The sequence below is a fragment of the Arthrobacter sp. Cza30 genome, from assembly GCF_059090765.1.
Genome location: NZ_JBNHGA010000015.1, coordinates 1 through 17,303, shown reverse-complemented (window position 1 = coordinate 17,303; position 17,303 = coordinate 1). Strand labels below are relative to the sequence as shown.

Genomic DNA, 17,303 nt, shown 5'->3' with positions numbered 1-17,303 from the left:
CGCTGCCGGGTGCCGGCTACTCGCCGAACAGTCCGCGGATGTCGGTGGCGGTGAGCTTGGAGGAGAACATCGCATCGTCTTCGAGCACCGAAGCAATCAGTTTGGCCTTGCGTTCCTTCAGGGCCATGACCTTCTCTTCGATTGTCCCGCGGGCAACCATCCGGTAGACCATGACGTTCTTGGTCTGGCCGATCCGGTGCGTGCGGTCCACGGCCTGGGCCTCGGTGGCCGGGTTCCACCAGGGGTCCAGCAGGAAACAGTAGTCGGCCTCGGTGAGGTTCAGGCCGAAGCCGCCGGCCTTGAGGCTGATCAGGAACACCGGCGCGTTGCCGTTCTTGAACGTGTCGATGACGTCGGCGCGGCGGCGGGTGGAGCCGTCCAGGTAGCAGTACTCGATGCCGGCCGCGTCCAACTGCTGGGCGGTCTTCTTCAGGTAGCTGGTGAACTGGCTGAAGATCAGCGCCCGATGCCCCTCGCCGAGGACGTCTTCGAGTTGCTCGAACAGGACGCCCAGCTTGCTGGAGGGGACCGACGAGTATTTCGGATCCACCAGCGAGGGATCCAGGCTCAAGAGCCGCAACAGGGTCAGCGACTGGAAGATGGTGAACCGGTTCTTGTCCATGTCCTCGACCAGCCGCAGCACCTTCTGCCGCTCGCGCTGCAGGTGCGTGTCGTAGATCCGCCGGTGCTTGGGCGTCAGCTCCACCTCGAGGATCTGCTCCTGCTTCTCGGGCAGGTCGTCGGCCACGGCCTCCTTGCTGCGGCGCATCATCAGCGGTTTGATCCGGTGGCGCAGTTTCTGCAGCAGCTCCTTGTCCTGGCTGCGTTCGATCGGCCGCTGGTACTGGTCCACAAACCGGACCGCGGACGGGAAGAGCCCGGGCGCGACGATGGAGAAGATGGACCAGAGCTCCATGAGGTTGTTCTCCATGGGCGTGCCGGTGATCGCCATCTTGAAAGGCGCGTGCAGATCGCGGGCGCACTGATGGACCTTGGTGGCGCGGTTCTTGACGAACTGGGCTTCATCCAGGATCAGCCCGGCCCAGTCCATCTCCTTGTAGGTGTCGAAATCCAGCCGGAACAGCGTGTAGGACGTGACGATGACGTCGGTGTCCGCCGCGATCTCGGACAGCGGCCGGCCGCGGCCCTGGGTGTCGGTGATGCTCTCGACCCGGAGGTCTGGGGCGAAGCGCCGGCTCTCGTTGACCCAGTTGGACACCACCGAGGTGGGTGCCACGACCAGGAACGGCCGGGCGGTGGCCGGGTCGCCCTGCTGTTTGGCATGCAGCAGCAGGGCGAGGGTCTGCAGCGTCTTGCCGAGTCCCATGTCGTCCGCCAGCACGCCGCCCAACCGGTGCCGCCAGAGGAAGGCGAGCCAGTTGAAGCCTTCGGCCTGGTAGGGGCGGAGGTCGGCGTGCAGGCCGGCCGGCAGCGGCGTCTGCTCGACTGTTTCCAGTTCCAGCAGCCCCTGCACCGATTCGCGCCAGGTACGCGCCTGCACCGTTTCGGTGGCGACTTCCTCCAGGTCCTCCCAGAGGGACGCCTGGTAGCGGCTGATCTGCAGCTGTTCGCCCGATTCCCGGTCCTGCATGTGGCGGGCTTCGTCCACGAGTTGGCGGAGCCGGTCGAAGACCGGCTGCTCCAGCGACAGGTAGGACTTGTCCACCAGCAACAGCCGCGTCTGGCCGCGGGCCAGGGCCTTGAAGATGTTCCCGAACGGGACGGTGCGGCCGGCCACGCGGACCATGACGCCCAGGTCGAACCAGTCGCTCTCGTCGGTCTCCACAGTGCTGATGGTCAGCTCGGGTGCCTCGGTGAGTTCCTGGTACTCGGGCTTGTCGCCGACAATATCCACGCGCACGCCGTCGAGCTGTTCGAGCGCCGGCAGCGCGTAGCGGGTGAAATCCACGGTGGCCATGTCCCGGAGGGTGCGCGCCGCCGTCGTGCCCACGCCCGGCACCGCCGCGGCCGCCTCCAGCAGGTCCTGCTCGGCCGGCAGGTCGCGGTAGTGGCTGCCGTCAGGCTGCTCATCGACCGGCAGGCGCAGCGGCTTGTCCCCGTGGCGGTACTCGAGGTGCCAGCCGAGCTGCAGCACGTTGCCCTTGCGGTAGGAGGCGGTCAGCACGAGCTCCGGGGGGACGATCTCCGGGAAGCTCACCGAACCGTCGCTGCTGACGACGGCGATGCGCTGGCTGAGCACGGGGTAGTAGCGCTCCATGAACTGCTCGACGTCGGCGGCCGGCACCGTCAGCGGCGTTCCGGAGAGCAGCAGGTTCGCTTCCTGGTCGGTCACCGGATGCCCGGTCGGGGCCAGCGTGAAGACGGTCTGTCCGTCGACGGCGTAGTGGTAGACGCCGTGCGTGCCGACGATGCCCGCCGTCCCGGTGGGCAGTTCCCGCCCGTCGATCCGCAGCGACGGCGTGAGGACCAGGTCCGCGGTCGCCGGCCCGGTCTCCCCGCCGGTTTCCGGGGTGGGGGCTTCCGCGGCGGCTTCGGCCCCGGAAGCGTCGGCTTCGGACGCTTCGGCCGGCCCGTCCCGGTGGGCGTCCAAACCGATGACGGCCTGTTCCCGGACCTCGACGACGGTGTCGGCCTTGGCACCGATCAGGGCGATGCCCAGCCGCTTGGCCTCGGCGAAGAGTTCCCACAAGAGCGGGCTGCTGAATTCGTCCAGGAACAGCCAATCGTTGTCTTCGCCGAAGTAGGTGAGGCCGGTGGCCCGGTGCAGCGGCGCGAACTGGCTGAACCAGCGGTGCTGTTCGGGGTCCAGCGGCAGGCCATAAGTCTTGTAGCTGATGGTGTTCCAGCGCAGCTTGCTGCGGATCCACCGCCCGGTCTCGTTCTGCAGCACCGGACGGACCCCGACGCGCAGCCGGTTCCCGGCCCTGCGCGTCCAGTTCGGGCCCGGCGCGGAGGCCTGCGGCAGGGAGAGGCCCGAGGGGCGGTACTGGCGGTCCTGCCGGCGTCCGGGTTCCAGGAGCTCGAACTGAAGTCCCAGCGGAGCCGTACTTTTCGCCTTGGCCTTCGACGGCTTGCCGGTGTCCTGCCGGCTGGGGTCCGGCGTGCCGCCGATGAGCCCCTCCAACGAATCTTGCCAGCCGGCCGGTGCCGGTTCCGGCTCGCGCGCGAAGGCCTGGCTGGAGATGACATGCTGGCTGTTGCTGGCCAAGAGCACGGCGGCCACGTGCTTGCAGTCGTCGCCGACCGGGCAACTGCAGGAGGACGATGCCGGGCGCCATTGCCCGCTCTTGCCGGTTTCCAAGTAGATCCGGCAGCGGTACGGCAGAGCGGCGGTGCCTATTACCTTGGCCGTCAGCAGCCGGACGGAGGGATCCCAGACGGGTTCTGCAACGGAGCCATCGGAGGCGTAGATCTTGCCGCGGGCAAAGGCGGCGCCGCCCACCAACCGGATGATTTCGCTGACGTCAACCAGCGGAAAAGTGAGAGCGGCCATGGCTTCCATCATCTCACGCTGGAACCGGCGGCCGGTCACGCTGGAACCGGCGGCCGGTCACGCTGGAACCGTCGTCCGGCACGGGCCGCTGGGCACTGTGGACGGGGGAGGACGGCGGCGGAGGGCAGGCTCCGCCGCCGTCCTGCCGTGAAAGCTACAGGGTCCTGAGGACCTTCGGCTTCTTGTCCTTGGTGTCGAGGATCAGCGCCAGCGCGATGCCGAGCAGCCAGACGTCCTTGGCCAAGGGAGTGCCCTCGGAGCTGGGGCGGACGCCGCCTTCGGTGGTCATGTGGGGGGTGTTGAAGTACATGGCCAGCATTGAACCGGAGAAGGCGGTCAGGCCCAGGCCGGCCAGCCGGCTGGGCACGAACGGCAGCAGCAGGGCCGCGCCGAGGGCGATCTCGCCGTAAGCGAGCAGTTTGCCGAACTTCTCGGGGTCCATTTCCTGCAACTGGGGAATCGCGCGGCTGCCCATCTCCTGCATGGCCGCGGCACTGTCCCTGTCCAGCTTCCGCTTGCCCAGGCCGGAGTTGAAGATGAACGCGCCGGTGGACAGGCGCAAGGGGATATGGCTCAGTTTCATCGGATGTCCTTCTCCCGTAGGTGGCTGTCATATTCGAGCCTACGGTCCTGCCGCAATGTCCGCTAGGGCCCCACGCAGGGTCCGCCAGGGCGGGAGCACGCACGCTGGGGAAAAATTGCCGGGCGCGGTATTTAAGGCACGCTGGGTCCCTAAACCGGCGCTGCCCTTCTACTTCTTGGCGGCCCGGATCACGCGTGCCACCGCCCGACCTGCGATCCAGACCAAGGGGATCAGCACGGTGAACAACGCAACCGTGTTCGGCCGGAACGTGGCGGGTCCGGTGCCGTTGCCGATGTAGGCGCCGAGCGGAACGGCCGTCCCGCCGCCGCCTCCGCCGGCAGCTCCTCCGGAGTCGCCGCCGCCGAATCCGTACTGGACCATGGCCACGGGCACCACGGTGTCGCCGCCCACCTGCAGCGGTTCTCCGTAGGTCCGGGCGACACCCAGGGACTTGAACTGCTCGGCCAGCCGCTCCGGCACGGACTGCCCGGCCGAAGCGCGCTGCCCCTGTCCGGTCGGCACGCGCTGCTCCTGTCGCAGGGAGGAGCCATTGTCGGGCGGGACGGGACCGGTTTCTGTTGGCATGGGCACATCCTAGTCGAGGCAGGGAGGGCGTCCACCGGTCCGGGCCGGGGCTGAAGCTTTCACCCGGCCAGAAAGCCGAGCACGCCGCGGGCTTCGAGGTTAAGGGCGCGGCGCTTGACCCGGATGGCCAGCCGGTAATAGTCCACCAGCTGCTCGCAGAGTACCGGCCAGGTGCGGCCCTGCACCGAGTCGAAGGCGGCCCTGCCCAGCGCGCGGCGCTTGGTGTCGTCGCCCACCAGGTCCTGAACGTACCCGCGCAGCTGCTCCAGCTTCCCGGGCTGATAGATCCAGCCGGTCCGCGAGGGATCGACCAGGTCCACCGGGCCGCCGCGGCCCACCGCGACGACGGGCACGCCGCTGGCCATGGCCTCCTGGATGGTCTGGCAGAACGTTTCGGACTCGCCGGGGTGGACAAAGAGGTCGAAGGAAGCCACATGCCGGGCCAGGTCTTCGCCGCCCTGGAAACCGGCGAAGTGGGCGCCGGGCAACCTCTCTTGCAGCTCCTCCTTCAGCGGACCTGAGCCGACCACCACCAGCCGCGTGCCGGGGAGGTCGGCCAGCACGGCCAGGTCCTCCACCTGCTTCTCCGCCGCCAGGCGGCCCACGTAGCCGATGATCCGTTCGCCGCGCGGCGCCACGGACGCCCGCCAGCCGGCGTCGTGCTTATCCGGATGGAAACGGCTGGTGTCCACGCCGCGGCGCCACAGGTGGACGCGGATGCCGCGGCCGCGCAACTGCTCCATGGCGAACGACGACGGCGCCAGGGTCAGGGTGGAGGCCTTGTGAATGTTCTCCACCCGCTGCCACAGCAGCTCCTGCAGCCAGGGTGCGCCGTAGCGGGCCGCGTAGGCGGGCACCTCGGTCTGGTAGACGGAGACCGTGGGTAGGCCGAGCTGCTGGGCGGCCTGCACCGCACGCCAGCCCAGGATGAAGGGTGACGCCACGTGGACCACATCGGGACCGAAGTCCGCCAGCACCCGGCGGAGGCGTGCCACGGTTCCGGCCGCCACCCGCACGTTGGGATAACCGCGCAGGGGAATGGACGGCAGGCGGTGGACCGGGTAGCCCTCCACCGTGGCCGGGGCCGTGTCGTCCAGCCAGGACGAGGCCGGTGCGATCACCAGGACGTCGTCGCCGCGGCGGCGCAGGTGGGCGATGACCTGCAACAGCGACTGGGTGACCCCGTTCATGTGCGGAAGGAACGATTCGGCAACGATAGCTATCCTCACGCCGCCCAGCCTGCCCGCGCCCGGCGACCTGCAGGCAAGCATGTGTGATCGTGTCGGTGAACGGCGGCCTAACTCCACTCTGGGAGGGTGGTCGGGTGACCATGGGACTCCTGGCGCTGATCACCGGCGCAATCTTCTTCGGTTCGGTGGCCCAGCGGATCGCGGGCATCGGGTTCGCGCTGCTGGTGGCGCCGATCCTGGCGATCCTGCTCGGGCCGCACGAGGGCATCATGATGATCAACATCTGCGCCGTCGTCTCTTGCGGGCTGATCGTGCCCCGGGTCTGGCAGGAGATTGACTGGAACCTGCTGCTGTGGTTGTCCGTGCCTGCCGCCGCCGGCACCGTTTTGGGTTCCTGGTTGGCGGTGCAGGTAACGCCCGCAGTGCTCTCTGCCGTGGTGGGCGGGGTGGTGATGGCCGGGCTGGCCGTGGCGGTGGTGTTGGGCCGTGCCCAAGTCACCGTTTCCGGGCAGTTGCCCAAGGTGCTCGCGGGTTTTGGTTCCGGGCTGACCAACGCGCTAGCCGGCGTGGGCGGCCCGACCGTCAGCGCGTACGCCATTCTGTCCCACTGGCCGCCGCGCCGGTTCGCTGCCACGCTGCAGCCATTCTTCCTGCAGCTGTGCATCATCACCGTCGGCGCGAAGCTGGCGGTGGACCCGGGCAGCGTGCCGCACCTGGACTGGTGGATGTGGGCGGTGATCGTGCTATCGATCATCATGGGCATCGTTGCCGGCGAACGGCTCGGCCGGCGGCTGCGGGACGAGCATGCCAGGACGGCAGTAGTCGTGCTTGCCTTTCTGGGAGCGGCGGGTGCATTGGCCAAGGGGCTGGCGGACTTGATGGCCTGAATCCGGTGCTTTTCCGGTATTCCGGGGTGCGCGAATAAGGGCTGGCTTTATTTTCCAAAGAGGGTATGGTCTTTAGCAAGACATCCCGCTTGAGAAAGAGGAGCACGAATGTCAGGTAAAACGCCGTCACGCGAGAGTGCCAAGAAACAAGGCAGAAGCATCAAAGAAAAGCGTGCCGAAAAGCGCGAAAAGGCCGTTTTGGAGAACGAAACCATTCCCAAGCGGCGCAAGCGCTAGCACACCGGAAACCTACACCGTCCCTTGAATCGACAGCCGTTGCGGCGCTGCGGCTTCGAGGCGTTCGGAGTGGTGATGCCGGACGAATCGTTGAAACACGGTTCTTGCAGACTGGCGGAGCCACGGAAAGAGTCCGCGGAATTTGTTTTCCTGCGTTGAATTTCCGTTGAGCAAAATATCCGCCTGCGGGGCGGCCGGATTGATGTCAATGTCATCCGGCCGCCCATTCTATTGTCCGGTGTCCGGGCCGACGGCGCACATCGCAGTGGACTTCTTCTTCGCGTACCGCTCGGTTCTTCGTGTACCGCTCGGTTCTTCGTGTACCGCTCGGTTCTTCGCGTACCGCTCGGTTCTTCGTGTACCGCTCGGATCGGTCAACGGCGCATCCGATAGCGCAGGTGAAGCACCCGGTTGCCCTGAATAACGGCGGGATCCTCCAGCAGGTGCTGGGCGTGGACCTTCCCGAAGTAGCGCTTGCCAGACCCGAACACGACGGGTACGACGTCCATGCGCACCTCGTCAACCAGGCCCGCGGCAAGCATCTGCCCGCCGACGTCACCGGCGGCGACCTCGACGACGCGGTCTCCTGCAAGCTCTTGCGCCTTGGCCATGGCTGCCTCGACGCCGTCGACGAAGTGAAACGGCGCCTCGGGGTCCCAGCCCTCGGGCTGCGGCCGGTGCGTCACGACGACCACGTGGTCGACCCCGCTCGGAGGCTTCCCGTCCCAGCCGTCCGTCAGGTCGAAGACGTGGCGGCCGACGAGTGTCACCCCGATCTGGTCCCAGTACGGCCGCGTGTAGTCGTAGGACGTCTGCGACACCTTCAACTCGCCGCTCTCGTCCAACGCGACGTCACCGTTGGACAACCAGTCGAACAGCGGTCCGGGCTGGTCATTCTCGTCCGCGACGAAGCCGTCCACCGACACCGAGCTGTACATGACCACCTTGCCCACGGGGCTCTCCTCTGCTTCGGGATGCCCCCACACTAGCGTCTCGTGAGCTGGTGCTCCAGCAACAAGGCAAGAAACCGCAGCGACTCGAACCCGCTGCCAAAGCCCGGGCCGGCACCCGCTGCGTCGGCAGGGTCCGCTCGAGCGCGCCGTGTGCCAATTGCCACGGCACCGAGTCGCTGAACGGGCACGGGCAGCCGGGCTGGCACGATAGAAGCAATGAAACTCACGTCGCGACCGGACGGTCAGGCCGGACTGCCGATGCCCCTGTGGCTGCAGGGTGTCTTCGAGTTCTTTCAGTGCGCCCTGCTCTCGGCCATCCTGGTGCTGCTGCCGCTGGTCGGTGTGTGGTTCGCGGACGGCTTCGACGACCGCAGCTTCGATTCGCTGGCGCGGCTCGGAGGCCAGGCATGGCTGCTGATCCACGGCGTCCCCCTGGAACTGGCGATCCAGACCGGCTCCAGTTCGGCGGAGACCCTGCGCGGCACTTTATCGCTGGTGCCGCTGGGACTCATGCTCGTCCCGTTCTTCCTCTCCTGGCGCGCCGGACGGCGCCTGGCGCGGGCGTCGTACACCGACCAGCTGTGGCAGGCGCTGGGCGGCGCGCTGGGAACGTACGCCGCGGCGGGAGCCGCAACCGCATACATGGTGCGTACCGACGAAGTGGACATCTCCATTGTGGCCGGGGCGCTCGTCCCGCTGCTGCCCGCCGGTGCCGGGCTGATCGTCGGCGCGTACCGGGAGGCCGGATCGTGGGGGCGCTTAATCGGCGTGGATGCCGCAGCCTGGGTCGCCCGCACCAGCCAGCACTCACGCTGGGCGGGATCGTACGTCTGGGCGGCGGTCCGCGCGGGGCTGTTGGCGGTGACGGCCGCGGTATCACTCTCGGCCTTGCTGCTCGCGGTGGATCTCGGACTGCACTGGGCCGAAATCGTGGAGATTTACGAACAGCTCGGCGCGGGCATTATCGGCGGCGCCGTGCTCACGGTGGCGCAGCTTGGGCTGGTCCCGAATCTCGTGGTGTGGACGCTGGCATGGTCCTCGGGGGCCGGCTTTGCCATCGGTTCCGGCAGTTCCATCGGTCCGCTGGCCACCACGGTGGGCCCGATGCCCGCGTTCCCGGTGCTGGGTGCGCTGCCGACGGGTGAGCTGTCCTATGGCCTCGCGGCCCTGGCCTTGCCCGTGCTTGCCGGGGTGCTGGCGGGATGGTGGTTCCTGCGCGAGGGCGAGAACCATTTCGACGAGTGGCTCTCCATCAAGATCCAAGCCCGCTGGTTCACCGCATCCGGCTCCACCATGGTCCTGGGGCTGTTCGTCGGGACTGTCGCCGGTGCCGCCACCGCCGGGTTGGTGTGGTTGTCCAACGGTTCGCTGGGGATCGGGCGGTTGACGGAGATCGGACCGGATCCGATCTGGACCGCCCTGTGGGTGGCCGGCGAAGTCGCCGTCGGCACGATGCTCGGCTACGCGGTGGCACCTTGGCTGGAACGCGAGCCGGCCAAATCCCGCAGACGAAAGTAACCTACGGCCGCAGCAGATCGTTCAGGTTCAGCAACTCGTCTTCATACGCGGCCAGGCATTCTTCGCGGGCTGACTGCGTGACGGCCATCTGGTTGCAGGCCTCGAACTCGGCCGTCAGCGGCCAGAAAAGCACCTGCGCCAGCGTGGTCAGCAGGAAGAAGCCGCCAGCGCCGACGCCCAGTACATAGGTAAGCCGGAGCGATCCCGGCAGGCCGGCGCGCACCGCTTTGACCAGTCCGATTACGGCCACCACGATGCTGGCCACGGCCAGCGCGGGAGCCACGGCCTTCCAGGGGAGCGGGAGCGCCGTCGCCAGGAACGTGGAAGCCAGTAGCAGCAGCAGCACACGGATGAAAAGCCCCGCCGACTTGGTCTGTTCCTCGGTCGGCGCCGGGCGCGTGTTCTGCAACATGGGTTTAAGCCTAGGCGAGAGGGACGCATAAAGTTGCTTCCATGCGCATTGTGGTCCTCGTTTCCGGCTCCGGCACCAATCTTCAGGCCGTTATCGACGCTATCGGCGACGGCCGCCTGAATGCCGAGATCGTTGCTGTGGGCAGCGACGTGCCCGGCTGCCGGGGCCTGGAACGTGCCGCCGCTGCCGGCATCGAGACGTTCACCGTGGCTCCCGGCGACTTCGCCACCCGGCCGGAATGGAACCGGGCGTTGGAAGAAGCCGCCGCCGCCTTCCAGCCGGACGTGGTGCTGCTGGCAGGGTTCATGCGCATCCTCGACGCCGTATTTGTCGCCCGCTTCGAGGGCCGGCTGCTTAATACCCATCCGGCGCTGTTGCCCTCGTTCCCCGGCGCCCACGGTGTGCGCGATGCTCTTGCCCACGGGGTCAAGATCACCGGCGTGACGGTACATCTGGTCGATTCCGGGGTCGATACGGGACCCATTCTCGCCCAGGCCGCGGTGCCTGTGCTCGACGATGACACCGAAGGGTCCCTCCACGAACGGATCAAGGTGGAGGAACGCCAACTTCTGGTGCAGACCCTCGCCAACTTCGCCTAGCCTCGGCTGAACAACGACGTCGGTGCCTCACCGACGTGCTCCGGCTCGCTTTTCCTTGCCCACACCGAGGATAGGGAGGGCGTTGTCAAGGGACGGTTGACGTTTCGATGTGCCGCAGAGCAAACCTGTGGAAAACCTCCGCATCCGCTGAGGCGTCTGGCTAGACTGACACGCACCTAGCGTCTAGCCGACCAGCACCGGGGGGTCTGAGTGAGCCAGCAGCTACCACTCTCAGCAGGAACGCGCGCTGCCCGTATCCTTGCCCCGCTCCTCGCAGCGGCTGCCCTCGCCCTATCAGGCTGCACCGGCTCAGCCGGAGCAGAGCCCTCCGCTCCGTCCCAACCCGCTACATCGCCTGCCGTGAAGGCGAGCTCCGTCCCGACACCGAAATACAAGCCCGCTTCCGAAAAAGGGCCGGCAGAAAACGTGCCGGTACCAGAAATGCCGAGTGAAGCCTCGTTGAAGTCCCAGCAAGGTTTAGAAGCTTTCATTCCATACTGGCTCGAGACAGTGTCGTACGCATACCAGACCGGCAACTTGGAGCCCCTCAAGAAAATCACCGATAAAGAATGCGCGATCTGTAAAGAGTTCACAAAGACGATACAGGCGGGCCATCGCGGCGACAGATGGATAGTGGGTGGACGCCTAGAGCTCGTAGATATCGAAAAGCGTTTCGCTGAAACGGCTGAAGGCACATATGCTCCGATTATCTTCATAACACAGCAGCCCCTCACTATATATGAAGGCGAGGACGTCATCGGGACAGCGGAGGGCTTTGTGGAGCCCCTCCTGTGGGTCGCCACCGTGCGTTACGACGAACACGGATGGGCTATGGCGGGAGTCGAACGCCCAGAAGGCGCATCATGAGCGTTTATCAAGGTATTTTGTACCGAAGCTTGTCTATATTTATAGGCCTCGGACTCTTAGGTGTCCTCGTGATCATTCCGGCCGTAGCGGGATCGGCAGATTCAGACATTGCCACGGATTGGATCGACGATCACGCTGTCGTTCAGGGGGAAAGGCAAACAGGGGGAAAAACTCCGATCGTGAATGATCCGGTCGCTCAGAACGGCGGTTCTCCTGTGACACAACTGCAACGCAAACTCGAGCCTGTATGCGCGCCCGACTTATCCAACGTTTCCATTGCTTGTGTACTCATAAATTCGCAATGCTCAATCGGGGCTGATGGAACGCTTATGCGAGTTTTTGAAGCCCCGGCAGGACAAAGTCCGCCGCAATGGGTGGATACGGCTATGACCGTTTGTCAGTACTCGGACCTTCCACCAGAAGTGATCGCAGTCCCAGATCCGACGCCCACCGTTACCATTGAATTCTTTCGACGGCTGCCTATTGCACCCTCTGGGCTAACTGTTGAACCAGTACCACACACGTTGATCGGAGCAGAAACTAACGTTTACGCCAGTCCTAATGCTCAAACATTTGACGTCGACATCGACGGCTGGGACGTAACGGTCCGCGCGATTCCCACTTCTTACACCTGGCACTACGGAGACGGGACTTCGATGGGACCGGCGGATCAACCCGGTGGCCCCCTGCCTGCGGATCGATTGGGCGAGAAAACTGCTACAAGCCACCGCTATGCACAGACTGGCGACGTGCAAGTGTCGTTGACGACCACCTACAGAGGTGAATACTCAATAAACGGTTCGGACTGGATCGCGATTGCAGGTCAGGCGCAGGTGGCCAGCATTCCGGTTGGCCTCAGCGTCTGGCGTTCGGTGGTCAATAACTATGCAGATAATTGCCTTGAGAATCCCGAGGGTGCGGGCTGTTAGCCAGAAGCCAATTGGTGCTGTGATATGCAGCACTTGAAGTACTTTTTTCAGAATTTCGAGCCTGCCCGCCGATAGGGTATGTGACGGTGCTGACGCCGCCGAGACGAGCGGCAAAGGCCCTCGCACACCGTTATTCCAGGGGAGAGCATGAAGAAGTTGATGATGTCCGGCGCCATGATGGGCGTGGCGGCAATTGCACTTGTCGGCTGTGGCAGCGAAGCCGGTGCCGACAAGCCGGCCAATAGCAACAAACCGGTAGCAGCTACCACCGAAGCGCCGGCGCAGAATGTGCGGACTCCGGAGAAGAACGACCGGATGGCCGAGGACTCGGCCGAAGGTTTGGCCTCGTTCACGTACTACTACTTTGACGCCAAGAATTACGCGGTCCAGACCGGCGACGCAGACCTCATGCGTGAAGTTGCCGCGGATTGCACAAGCTGCATGGCAGAGGCTGACACCCTCGAGGCTGTTTACGCGGGCGGTGGCTGGATTGTCGGCGGGCAACCGAAGGCGCTGAACGTGGTGGCGTTGGATGAGGCCAAGGACGACGCGGGCAGCCTGAGCGCCGTGGTGCCGTTCATGGAAGATGCCCGCACTACCTTGGACAAGGACGGCCAGACCGTCGAGACCAAGGAATGGGACTCGGACGGAACCACTCTGACGGTGACTGCCACCTACGCCGACGGCGCGTGGTCGATGGTGTCGGTCGAAGAGACGCCGGACGCCGAGATCCCCGAGTAAACGCCCGGACACGTCCTATGCGCGTGCGCCCTTCCGTCTGATGACGGGAGGGCGCTTTGCGTCTGCGGCACCGGGCCGGACAATCGCCGGCACTATAGAAGCTCTGCGCCCTTGGTCTCGGGGGAGAAGCGCGCCATCCACAACACGGCGAGCAGCACCAGGACTCCGGCGATGGCGAACGACCAGGCCAGCCCCAGGTAGGGCCACATGACCGAGGCGAAGATGAGCGGGCCGAAGCCCGCGCCAACGCGGGAGAACGTCGACGCCCAGCCGAAGCCCGACCCGCGCAGCTCGGTGGGGTAGAGCTCGGAGACGTAGGTATACAGCACGGGGATAGCAATCTGCACGACCATGCCGTAGGCCAGCAGCAGAGTCACCACCGCCGGGGGGACATCGATCATGAGTGCGACGACGACCAGTGTCAGCGCGGACAACGGACCGGTGATGGCGAGGATCCACTTCCGCCCGGTCTTCTCGACGAAGTAGGCGGCGATGATGACGCCGACCAGGCCGACGGCGGCCATGCCGGCCGTGGTCAGGAAGGCCCGCGCTGCGGCGAACCCGGCGTCGATGAGGATGATCGGCATCCAGGTCAGGGCAAGGTAGTAGACCAGCAGGATGCTGAAGAACAAGGCCCACGCCGCCGTCGTAATCTTCCAGTTGAATTTCCAGACCGACCGGAACTGCGCCAAAACGTTGACGGCCGACAAGCGCGGTGCCTCGCTCGGTTCGGGCAGCCGCCATTCGCGAACGGTTGCGCCGGTTCGCTGGATCATGCTGTTGATGACCTGCTCGGCCTCTGCGGTGCGGCCCCGGCTCACCAGATAGAGCGGGGATTCAGGCACCGACCGGCGGACCCAGAAGACCAGCAGCGCCGGCAGCACCATGATCAGCATGGTGAAGCGCCAATCGGCCACCGTGGCCATGATGAGGGCCGAGACGACCCCGCAGAGCGCGGCCCCGACCGGCCACCACCCGTCCATGGCAGTGAGGACCCGGCCGCGAAGGCGCCGCGGCGTGAATTCGCCGACCAGCGCATAGTCCACGGGGACACAACCGCCAAGTCCGAAGCCCGCAATGAACCGGAAAACGCAGAACCAGACGAGGTCCGGGGCGAAGGCTCCGAGCACCGTGAAGAGCGAGAAGACCAGCAAGGTGGCAGTGAACGCCGTCTTACGGCCGATGATGTCGGCAATCGATCCCCAGATGAAGGCGCCCAGGGCCATGCCGATGAGGTTCGCGGTGCCGATCCACGCGGCCTGGGCCGGAACGAGGTCCCAGTGGTCAGACAGCAGCGGGATCAGGACGCCGTTGAGCGTGACGTCCCACGCGTCGAACATAAAGCCGAGGCCGCCAAGCAGGAAGATCTTGCCCTGCACCCGCCAGCGCCAGGGGAGTTCCTGCACGATTTGGTCGCCGGTGGGCAGGTGAGCGGTCTGCGTCATTCGTGGCCTTCCAGGGAGTAGCTATGGATACTTTAGTCGCGGACGGCAGATGAGAACGTTCTCATCGACTTCTCCTGAACGTCTCACGTTCGGCGTGCACTGTTGAATTATCAGCACCTCACCGCACGATGAAAGGCAGCAACATGAACAAGCGCACGCTGTGGATCGCAACCGGAACCCTTGGCGTCATGGCAATCGGTGCCGGTGCCGCCGTCGCGGACTCCGGCTTCGGAAGCCAGGATCTGGGACCGGGCATCGTCCAGGCACCGGAAGCACCCGCTGTTGCCCCCGTCGTGAGCACCAGCGTGTCCCCGGCCGCGGTGAATCTGGACCGGCAGGATGTGAAGACCGCGGCCTCCGCCGCTACGGCCCAGAGCCCAGCCAGCCCGGTGTCGGCCCCGAGCGCGCCGTCGCCGGTCTCGGCCCAGAGCGCGGCCAGCCCGGTCTCGGCCCAGAGCGCACCCTCGCCGGTGTCGGCCCAATCCGCAGCTTCGGCCCCTAGCGCTCAGAGCGCTGACTGACCGGCCGGCCGGCAGCCCGCCGGGTCCTCGTGTTCCCAAGCACCGGGTCCCGGCGCAGCAAGCCGCACGTACCAGGGCCTTGAGGTGGCTTGCCGGCCTCAGTAATCCACCACCCGCCCGAACGACGGCGGTGCCTGCGGCAGGCGTCCGCAGGCGATGCGGCTGCGCAGCCGCTGGAACACGTGCGGTGGCAGGTCCAGGGCGGCGGCGAAGTCCTGTTCGGAGGTGAACCCGCCGCGATCCTCCCTGACCTGGACCGCCTTCTTCGCAAGTGCACGCGAGAATCCGGGCAGCGTTTCGAGCTCGCGGGCGGTGGCCGCATTCACATCCACCGGTTCGATCGTGGCATCGGCCTTCGGCTGTGATGCAACCGCCGGAGCCGCCGTCTGCGGGGCAGATGCGCCGGCAGGGCTTGTCGGGCCCCGGCGGGCCGTGCGGGATTTCCCCGATGTGCCAGCTCCGGGGGCCGGGGCGCCGTTGCGGGAACCGGCACCGGTACGGGGCACGGACCTGGGGCTGCCTGGGCCGGACCGGCTGCGCGACCGTCCGCGTGAGTTTAGCTGGCTGCCGGAGCGCGACCGTGTGGTTGCCCCCGTGGTGCGGGCAGGACGGGCCGCGCCGCGGTCGCGGTCCCATTTGAACCGCAGGTACTCGGGATTGATGGCCACGGCGAAGCTGCTGCCGGCCAGCCAGCATGTCAGGAGCAGCCACGTTGCGATTTCTTCCTGCACTCCGGTGCCGTCGACCAGGGCCATGGCCACGCCCGTGAGGGTGAGGTGGACCAAGCCGAGGATCCACCACAGCGGCCGCCCCGCCCGTGAACCGACCACCAGCAGGGCAGCCCCGCCCAGGAACCCGAAGGTTCCCAAGGGGACCAGCAGCCAGAGGCTCTGGCGCAGATTCCACTTCAGGCTCGATTGGGCCGATGACATCAGTAATCCACCGACCTTCCGAAAGGAACCGGTTTGGCCGGCGGAAGTTTGCAGACCACCAGCCGGTTCAGCCTTGCCTGCTCTGATCTGGGCACGTCCAGCGCGGCGACGAAGTCCGCCACGGTTCGGAAGGGGCCGCGCTCCTGGCGCAACCGCACGGCCTTGCGCGCCTTGTGCCTGCTGATCCCGGGCAGCTTCTGCAGGGCCGCCGCCGGCGCAGTGTTCACGTCCACCGGCTCGGCCGACGGCGCGGAAAACGTGCCGGCTCCCGAATTGCTGGTACCCGCGTAATAACTGGCGGCGTCGAGACGGGGATCGTTGAGGAGCTCGGCGGCGGCACCCACAGGGGCGGGGGTTGTTCCTGCAGGGAGCGGCGCGGCGGTGCGGGGTCGACGGCGGAACAGTGCCCGGGCGGTGGGCATCGCCGTCGTGCTGTCCATGGCGCTGTCCGCTGGGGTCCGGCGGACGAGGGCCGTCCACGCGCTGCCGGAGGAGCGGGACGCCTGGGCCCAGCGGTTGCGTAGCCAGGCCGGATTGATGCCCAGCGCATGCAGTGAGCTGATGGCCCAGAGCAGGAGGCGGGCCGTGGGGCCGGCTTCTTCGTTCATGAACAGCGAAACCAGCAGCGCCGCCAGGTAGAAGCCGCCGGCGGACATCCAGGCAGCGCGGCGCGCCAGCAGGCCGATGATCAAGAACCCGGCCCAGCCCATGACCCCGATGCCGAGCAGCGGCAGCAGCAGCCACAGGCTGGCGACGCCCAGCCAGAGGACCGGCGGCGTTCCGGTCCGGCCCGAGAGTGCGGCGGGATGCTCAGCGGCGGACATTCAGGACCATGGTGACGCTCTGGTCTTCCTCCACGGTTTCCGACGCTAGCTCCAAGCCCGCAGTGTGCGCGCGCTCCCGCAGCTTCTCCACGACCGCCTGTTGGACCCGCCGGGCGTAGGCCGCGTCGATGGCCTGGACAATCTCGGCCGCGCGGCGCCGGTCGACGTCCTCGCCGCTGAAGTGGACCTGCCAGATGCCGTCGGCATCGCGTTCGAAGACCGCCGCCACGTCTGCCCAGGCGGCGTCGATGGAAACCTTGGTGACACGCGCGACCTTGGCCTGCGTGTCTTCCAGGGCAGCCTGCAGCAGGTTTAGGTCCCGCATCCGGGTGCCCACCTGGATCTGGGGCACGGCTTCGACCTCCGGCACCGTGTCCGAGGCACGGCTCTCGGCCCTGCCCGCGAGGGCGGCGTTAAAGGTAGCGACGGCGGCGATGGCCGCGGGGATGAGTAGAACGGAAACACTCATGGAATTTCTCCTCGTTGAGCGCCGGCCGGAACCGGACGGGGCATGGTGGCGGGGGCGGGCGGGCGGCGGTGGGGCCCCGGGGGGTGCGGCCCGGCGCCCCGGGGGGCCACCCCAGCGGGCCGGTGGTGGGAGGGGGCCCCGCCGGGAGCGCCCTGTG

At 66.5% G+C, this 17,303-nt stretch carries 18 protein-coding genes; 8 read left to right on the top strand and 10 right to left on the bottom strand.

Translation table 11 applies throughout. From position 1 onward, the window contains the following. Positions 1–16: 16 nt before the first annotated feature. The 4 genes from AC5RVZ_RS31450 to AC5RVZ_RS31435 all read right to left on the bottom strand — a co-directional run bounded on the left by AC5RVZ_RS31450 (position 17) and on the right by AC5RVZ_RS31435 (position 5,851). Positions 17–3,454, bottom strand: a complete 3,438-nt coding sequence (locus AC5RVZ_RS31450; protein ID WP_494069524.1) for a DEAD/DEAH box helicase — start codon at positions 3,452–3,454, stop codon at positions 17–19. A gap of 154 nt (positions 3,455–3,608) precedes the next feature. After that, positions 3,609–4,037: a DoxX family protein gene (locus AC5RVZ_RS31445; RefSeq protein WP_494069523.1), complete on the bottom strand. Its 429-nt coding sequence runs from the start codon at positions 4,035–4,037 to the stop codon at positions 3,609–3,611. A gap of 168 nt (positions 4,038–4,205) precedes the next feature. Next, positions 4,206–4,622, bottom strand: a complete 417-nt coding sequence (locus AC5RVZ_RS31440) for a hypothetical protein (RefSeq protein ID WP_494069522.1) — start codon at positions 4,620–4,622, stop codon at positions 4,206–4,208. Positions 4,623–4,681: 59 nt separating this feature from the next. Beyond that, positions 4,682–5,851, bottom strand: coding sequence for a glycosyltransferase family 4 protein (locus AC5RVZ_RS31435; RefSeq protein WP_494069521.1), 1,170 nt, complete (start codon positions 5,849–5,851; stop codon positions 4,682–4,684). Between the two features lie 101 nt (positions 5,852–5,952). Here AC5RVZ_RS31435 and AC5RVZ_RS31430 point away from each other — a divergent pair, with 101 nt between their 5' ends. Both AC5RVZ_RS31430 and AC5RVZ_RS31425 read left to right on the top strand, forming a co-directional pair. After that, the gene (locus AC5RVZ_RS31430) at positions 5,953–6,699 is read left to right on the top strand and encodes a sulfite exporter TauE/SafE family protein (RefSeq protein ID WP_494069589.1); all 747 of its coding nucleotides are present in this window, start codon (positions 5,953–5,955) and stop codon (positions 6,697–6,699) included. 108 nt (positions 6,700–6,807) lie between these two features. Continuing rightward, positions 6,808–6,936, top strand: a complete 129-nt coding sequence (locus tag AC5RVZ_RS31425) for a hypothetical protein (protein WP_494069520.1) — start codon at positions 6,808–6,810, stop codon at positions 6,934–6,936. A 374-nt stretch (positions 6,937–7,310) separates the two neighbouring features. Here AC5RVZ_RS31425 and AC5RVZ_RS31420 read toward each other — a convergent pair whose 3' ends face one another. Further along, positions 7,311–7,889 carry a dihydrofolate reductase family protein gene (locus tag AC5RVZ_RS31420; RefSeq protein WP_494069519.1) on the bottom strand — a complete coding sequence of 193 codons (579 nt, stop codon included), beginning with the start codon at positions 7,887–7,889 and terminating at the stop codon, positions 7,311–7,313. 216 nt (positions 7,890–8,105) lie between these two features. Here AC5RVZ_RS31420 and AC5RVZ_RS31415 point away from each other — a divergent pair, with 216 nt between their 5' ends. Beyond that, positions 8,106–9,407: a cell division protein PerM gene (locus AC5RVZ_RS31415; RefSeq protein ID WP_494069518.1), complete on the top strand. Its 1,302-nt coding sequence runs from the start codon at positions 8,106–8,108 to the stop codon at positions 9,405–9,407. A 1-nt stretch (position 9,408) separates the two neighbouring features. Here AC5RVZ_RS31415 and AC5RVZ_RS31410 read toward each other — a convergent pair whose 3' ends face one another. Then, positions 9,409–9,819 carry a hypothetical protein gene (locus tag AC5RVZ_RS31410; RefSeq protein WP_494001537.1) on the bottom strand — a complete coding sequence of 137 codons (411 nt, stop codon included), beginning with the start codon at positions 9,817–9,819 and terminating at the stop codon, positions 9,409–9,411. Between the two features lie 41 nt (positions 9,820–9,860). Here AC5RVZ_RS31410 and purN point away from each other — a divergent pair, with 41 nt between their 5' ends. The 4 genes from purN to AC5RVZ_RS31390 all read left to right on the top strand — a co-directional run bounded on the left by purN (position 9,861) and on the right by AC5RVZ_RS31390 (position 12,955). Next, on the top strand, positions 9,861–10,418 hold the full coding sequence (purN, locus tag AC5RVZ_RS31405) for a phosphoribosylglycinamide formyltransferase (RefSeq protein ID WP_494069517.1): 558 nt from the start codon (positions 9,861–9,863) through the stop codon (positions 10,416–10,418). Between the two features lie 360 nt (positions 10,419–10,778). After that, a complete protein-coding gene (locus tag AC5RVZ_RS31400) occupies positions 10,779–11,285 on the top strand; it encodes a DUF6318 family protein (protein WP_494069516.1) in 507 nt (168 codons plus the stop codon). Next, positions 11,282–12,214, top strand: coding sequence for a hypothetical protein (locus AC5RVZ_RS31395; RefSeq protein ID WP_494069515.1), 933 nt, complete (start codon positions 11,282–11,284; stop codon positions 12,212–12,214). Before AC5RVZ_RS31400 ends, AC5RVZ_RS31395 begins: the two co-directional genes overlap by 4 nt. 147 nt (positions 12,215–12,361) lie before the next feature. Beyond that, positions 12,362–12,955: a DUF6318 family protein gene (locus tag AC5RVZ_RS31390; RefSeq protein ID WP_494069514.1), complete on the top strand. Its 594-nt coding sequence runs from the start codon at positions 12,362–12,364 to the stop codon at positions 12,953–12,955. Positions 12,956–13,047: 92 nt separating this feature from the next. Here AC5RVZ_RS31390 and AC5RVZ_RS31385 read toward each other — a convergent pair whose 3' ends face one another. After that, on the bottom strand, positions 13,048–14,400 hold the full coding sequence (locus AC5RVZ_RS31385; protein WP_494069513.1) for an MFS transporter: 1,353 nt from the start codon (positions 14,398–14,400) through the stop codon (positions 13,048–13,050). 143 nt (positions 14,401–14,543) lie between these two features. Between AC5RVZ_RS31385 and AC5RVZ_RS31380 the strand changes: the two genes are divergently transcribed. Further along, positions 14,544–14,921 (top strand): hypothetical protein, encoded by a 378-nt coding sequence (locus AC5RVZ_RS31380; RefSeq protein WP_494069512.1) that lies wholly within the window; start codon positions 14,544–14,546, stop codon positions 14,919–14,921. A gap of 98 nt (positions 14,922–15,019) precedes the next feature. On the opposite strand, the gene AC5RVZ_RS31375 is transcribed toward AC5RVZ_RS31380, so the two are convergent. The 3 genes from AC5RVZ_RS31375 to AC5RVZ_RS31365 are packed head-to-tail and all read right to left on the bottom strand — an operon-like array spanning position 15,020 to position 17,146. Continuing rightward, positions 15,020–15,853, bottom strand: a complete 834-nt coding sequence (locus AC5RVZ_RS31375) for a ComEA family DNA-binding protein (RefSeq protein ID WP_494069511.1) — start codon at positions 15,851–15,853, stop codon at positions 15,020–15,022. Continuing rightward, the gene (locus AC5RVZ_RS31370; RefSeq protein ID WP_494069510.1) at positions 15,853–16,677 is read right to left on the bottom strand and encodes a ComEA family DNA-binding protein; all 825 of its coding nucleotides are present in this window, start codon (positions 16,675–16,677) and stop codon (positions 15,853–15,855) included. The genes AC5RVZ_RS31375 and AC5RVZ_RS31370 overlap by 1 nt, the downstream gene beginning before the upstream one ends. Further along, the gene (locus AC5RVZ_RS31365) at positions 16,664–17,146 is read right to left on the bottom strand and encodes a hypothetical protein (protein WP_493978865.1); all 483 of its coding nucleotides are present in this window, start codon (positions 17,144–17,146) and stop codon (positions 16,664–16,666) included. The genes AC5RVZ_RS31370 and AC5RVZ_RS31365 overlap by 14 nt, the downstream gene beginning before the upstream one ends. Positions 17,147–17,303 lie beyond the last annotated feature (157 nt).

Excerpts from the sequence above, each read along its gene's own strand:
- AC5RVZ_RS31410 (WP_494001537.1), bottom strand. The coding sequence starts at position 9,819 with ATGTTGCAGAACACGCGCCCGGCGCCGACCGAGGAACAGACCAAGTCG.
- AC5RVZ_RS31425 (WP_494069520.1), top strand. The coding sequence starts at position 6,808 with ATGTCAGGTAAAACGCCGTCACGCGAGAGTGCCAAGAAACAAGGCAGA.
- AC5RVZ_RS31365 (WP_493978865.1), bottom strand. The coding sequence starts at position 17,146 with ATGAGTGTTTCCGTTCTACTCATCCCCGCGGCCATCGCCGCCGTCGCT.
- AC5RVZ_RS31380 (WP_494069512.1), top strand. The coding sequence starts at position 14,544 with ATGAACAAGCGCACGCTGTGGATCGCAACCGGAACCCTTGGCGTCATG.
- AC5RVZ_RS31450 (WP_494069524.1), bottom strand. The coding sequence starts at position 3,454 with ATGGCCGCTCTCACTTTTCCGCTGGTTGACGTCAGCGAAATCATCCGG.
- AC5RVZ_RS31440 (WP_494069522.1), bottom strand. The coding sequence starts at position 4,622 with ATGCCAACAGAAACCGGTCCCGTCCCGCCCGACAATGGCTCCTCCCTG.
- AC5RVZ_RS31370 (WP_494069510.1), bottom strand. The coding sequence starts at position 16,677 with ATGTCCGCCGCTGAGCATCCCGCCGCACTCTCGGGCCGGACCGGAACG.
- AC5RVZ_RS31375 (WP_494069511.1), bottom strand. The coding sequence starts at position 15,853 with ATGTCATCGGCCCAATCGAGCCTGAAGTGGAATCTGCGCCAGAGCCTC.
- AC5RVZ_RS31385 (WP_494069513.1), bottom strand. The coding sequence starts at position 14,400 with ATGACGCAGACCGCTCACCTGCCCACCGGCGACCAAATCGTGCAGGAA.
- AC5RVZ_RS31390 (WP_494069514.1), top strand. The coding sequence starts at position 12,362 with ATGAAGAAGTTGATGATGTCCGGCGCCATGATGGGCGTGGCGGCAATT.
- AC5RVZ_RS31445 (WP_494069523.1), bottom strand. The coding sequence starts at position 4,037 with ATGAAACTGAGCCATATCCCCTTGCGCCTGTCCACCGGCGCGTTCATC.
- AC5RVZ_RS31430 (WP_494069589.1), top strand. The coding sequence starts at position 5,953 with ATGGGACTCCTGGCGCTGATCACCGGCGCAATCTTCTTCGGTTCGGTG.
- purN (WP_494069517.1), top strand. The coding sequence starts at position 9,861 with ATGCGCATTGTGGTCCTCGTTTCCGGCTCCGGCACCAATCTTCAGGCC.
- AC5RVZ_RS31415 (WP_494069518.1), top strand. The coding sequence starts at position 8,106 with ATGAAACTCACGTCGCGACCGGACGGTCAGGCCGGACTGCCGATGCCC.
- AC5RVZ_RS31395 (WP_494069515.1), top strand. The coding sequence starts at position 11,282 with ATGAGCGTTTATCAAGGTATTTTGTACCGAAGCTTGTCTATATTTATA.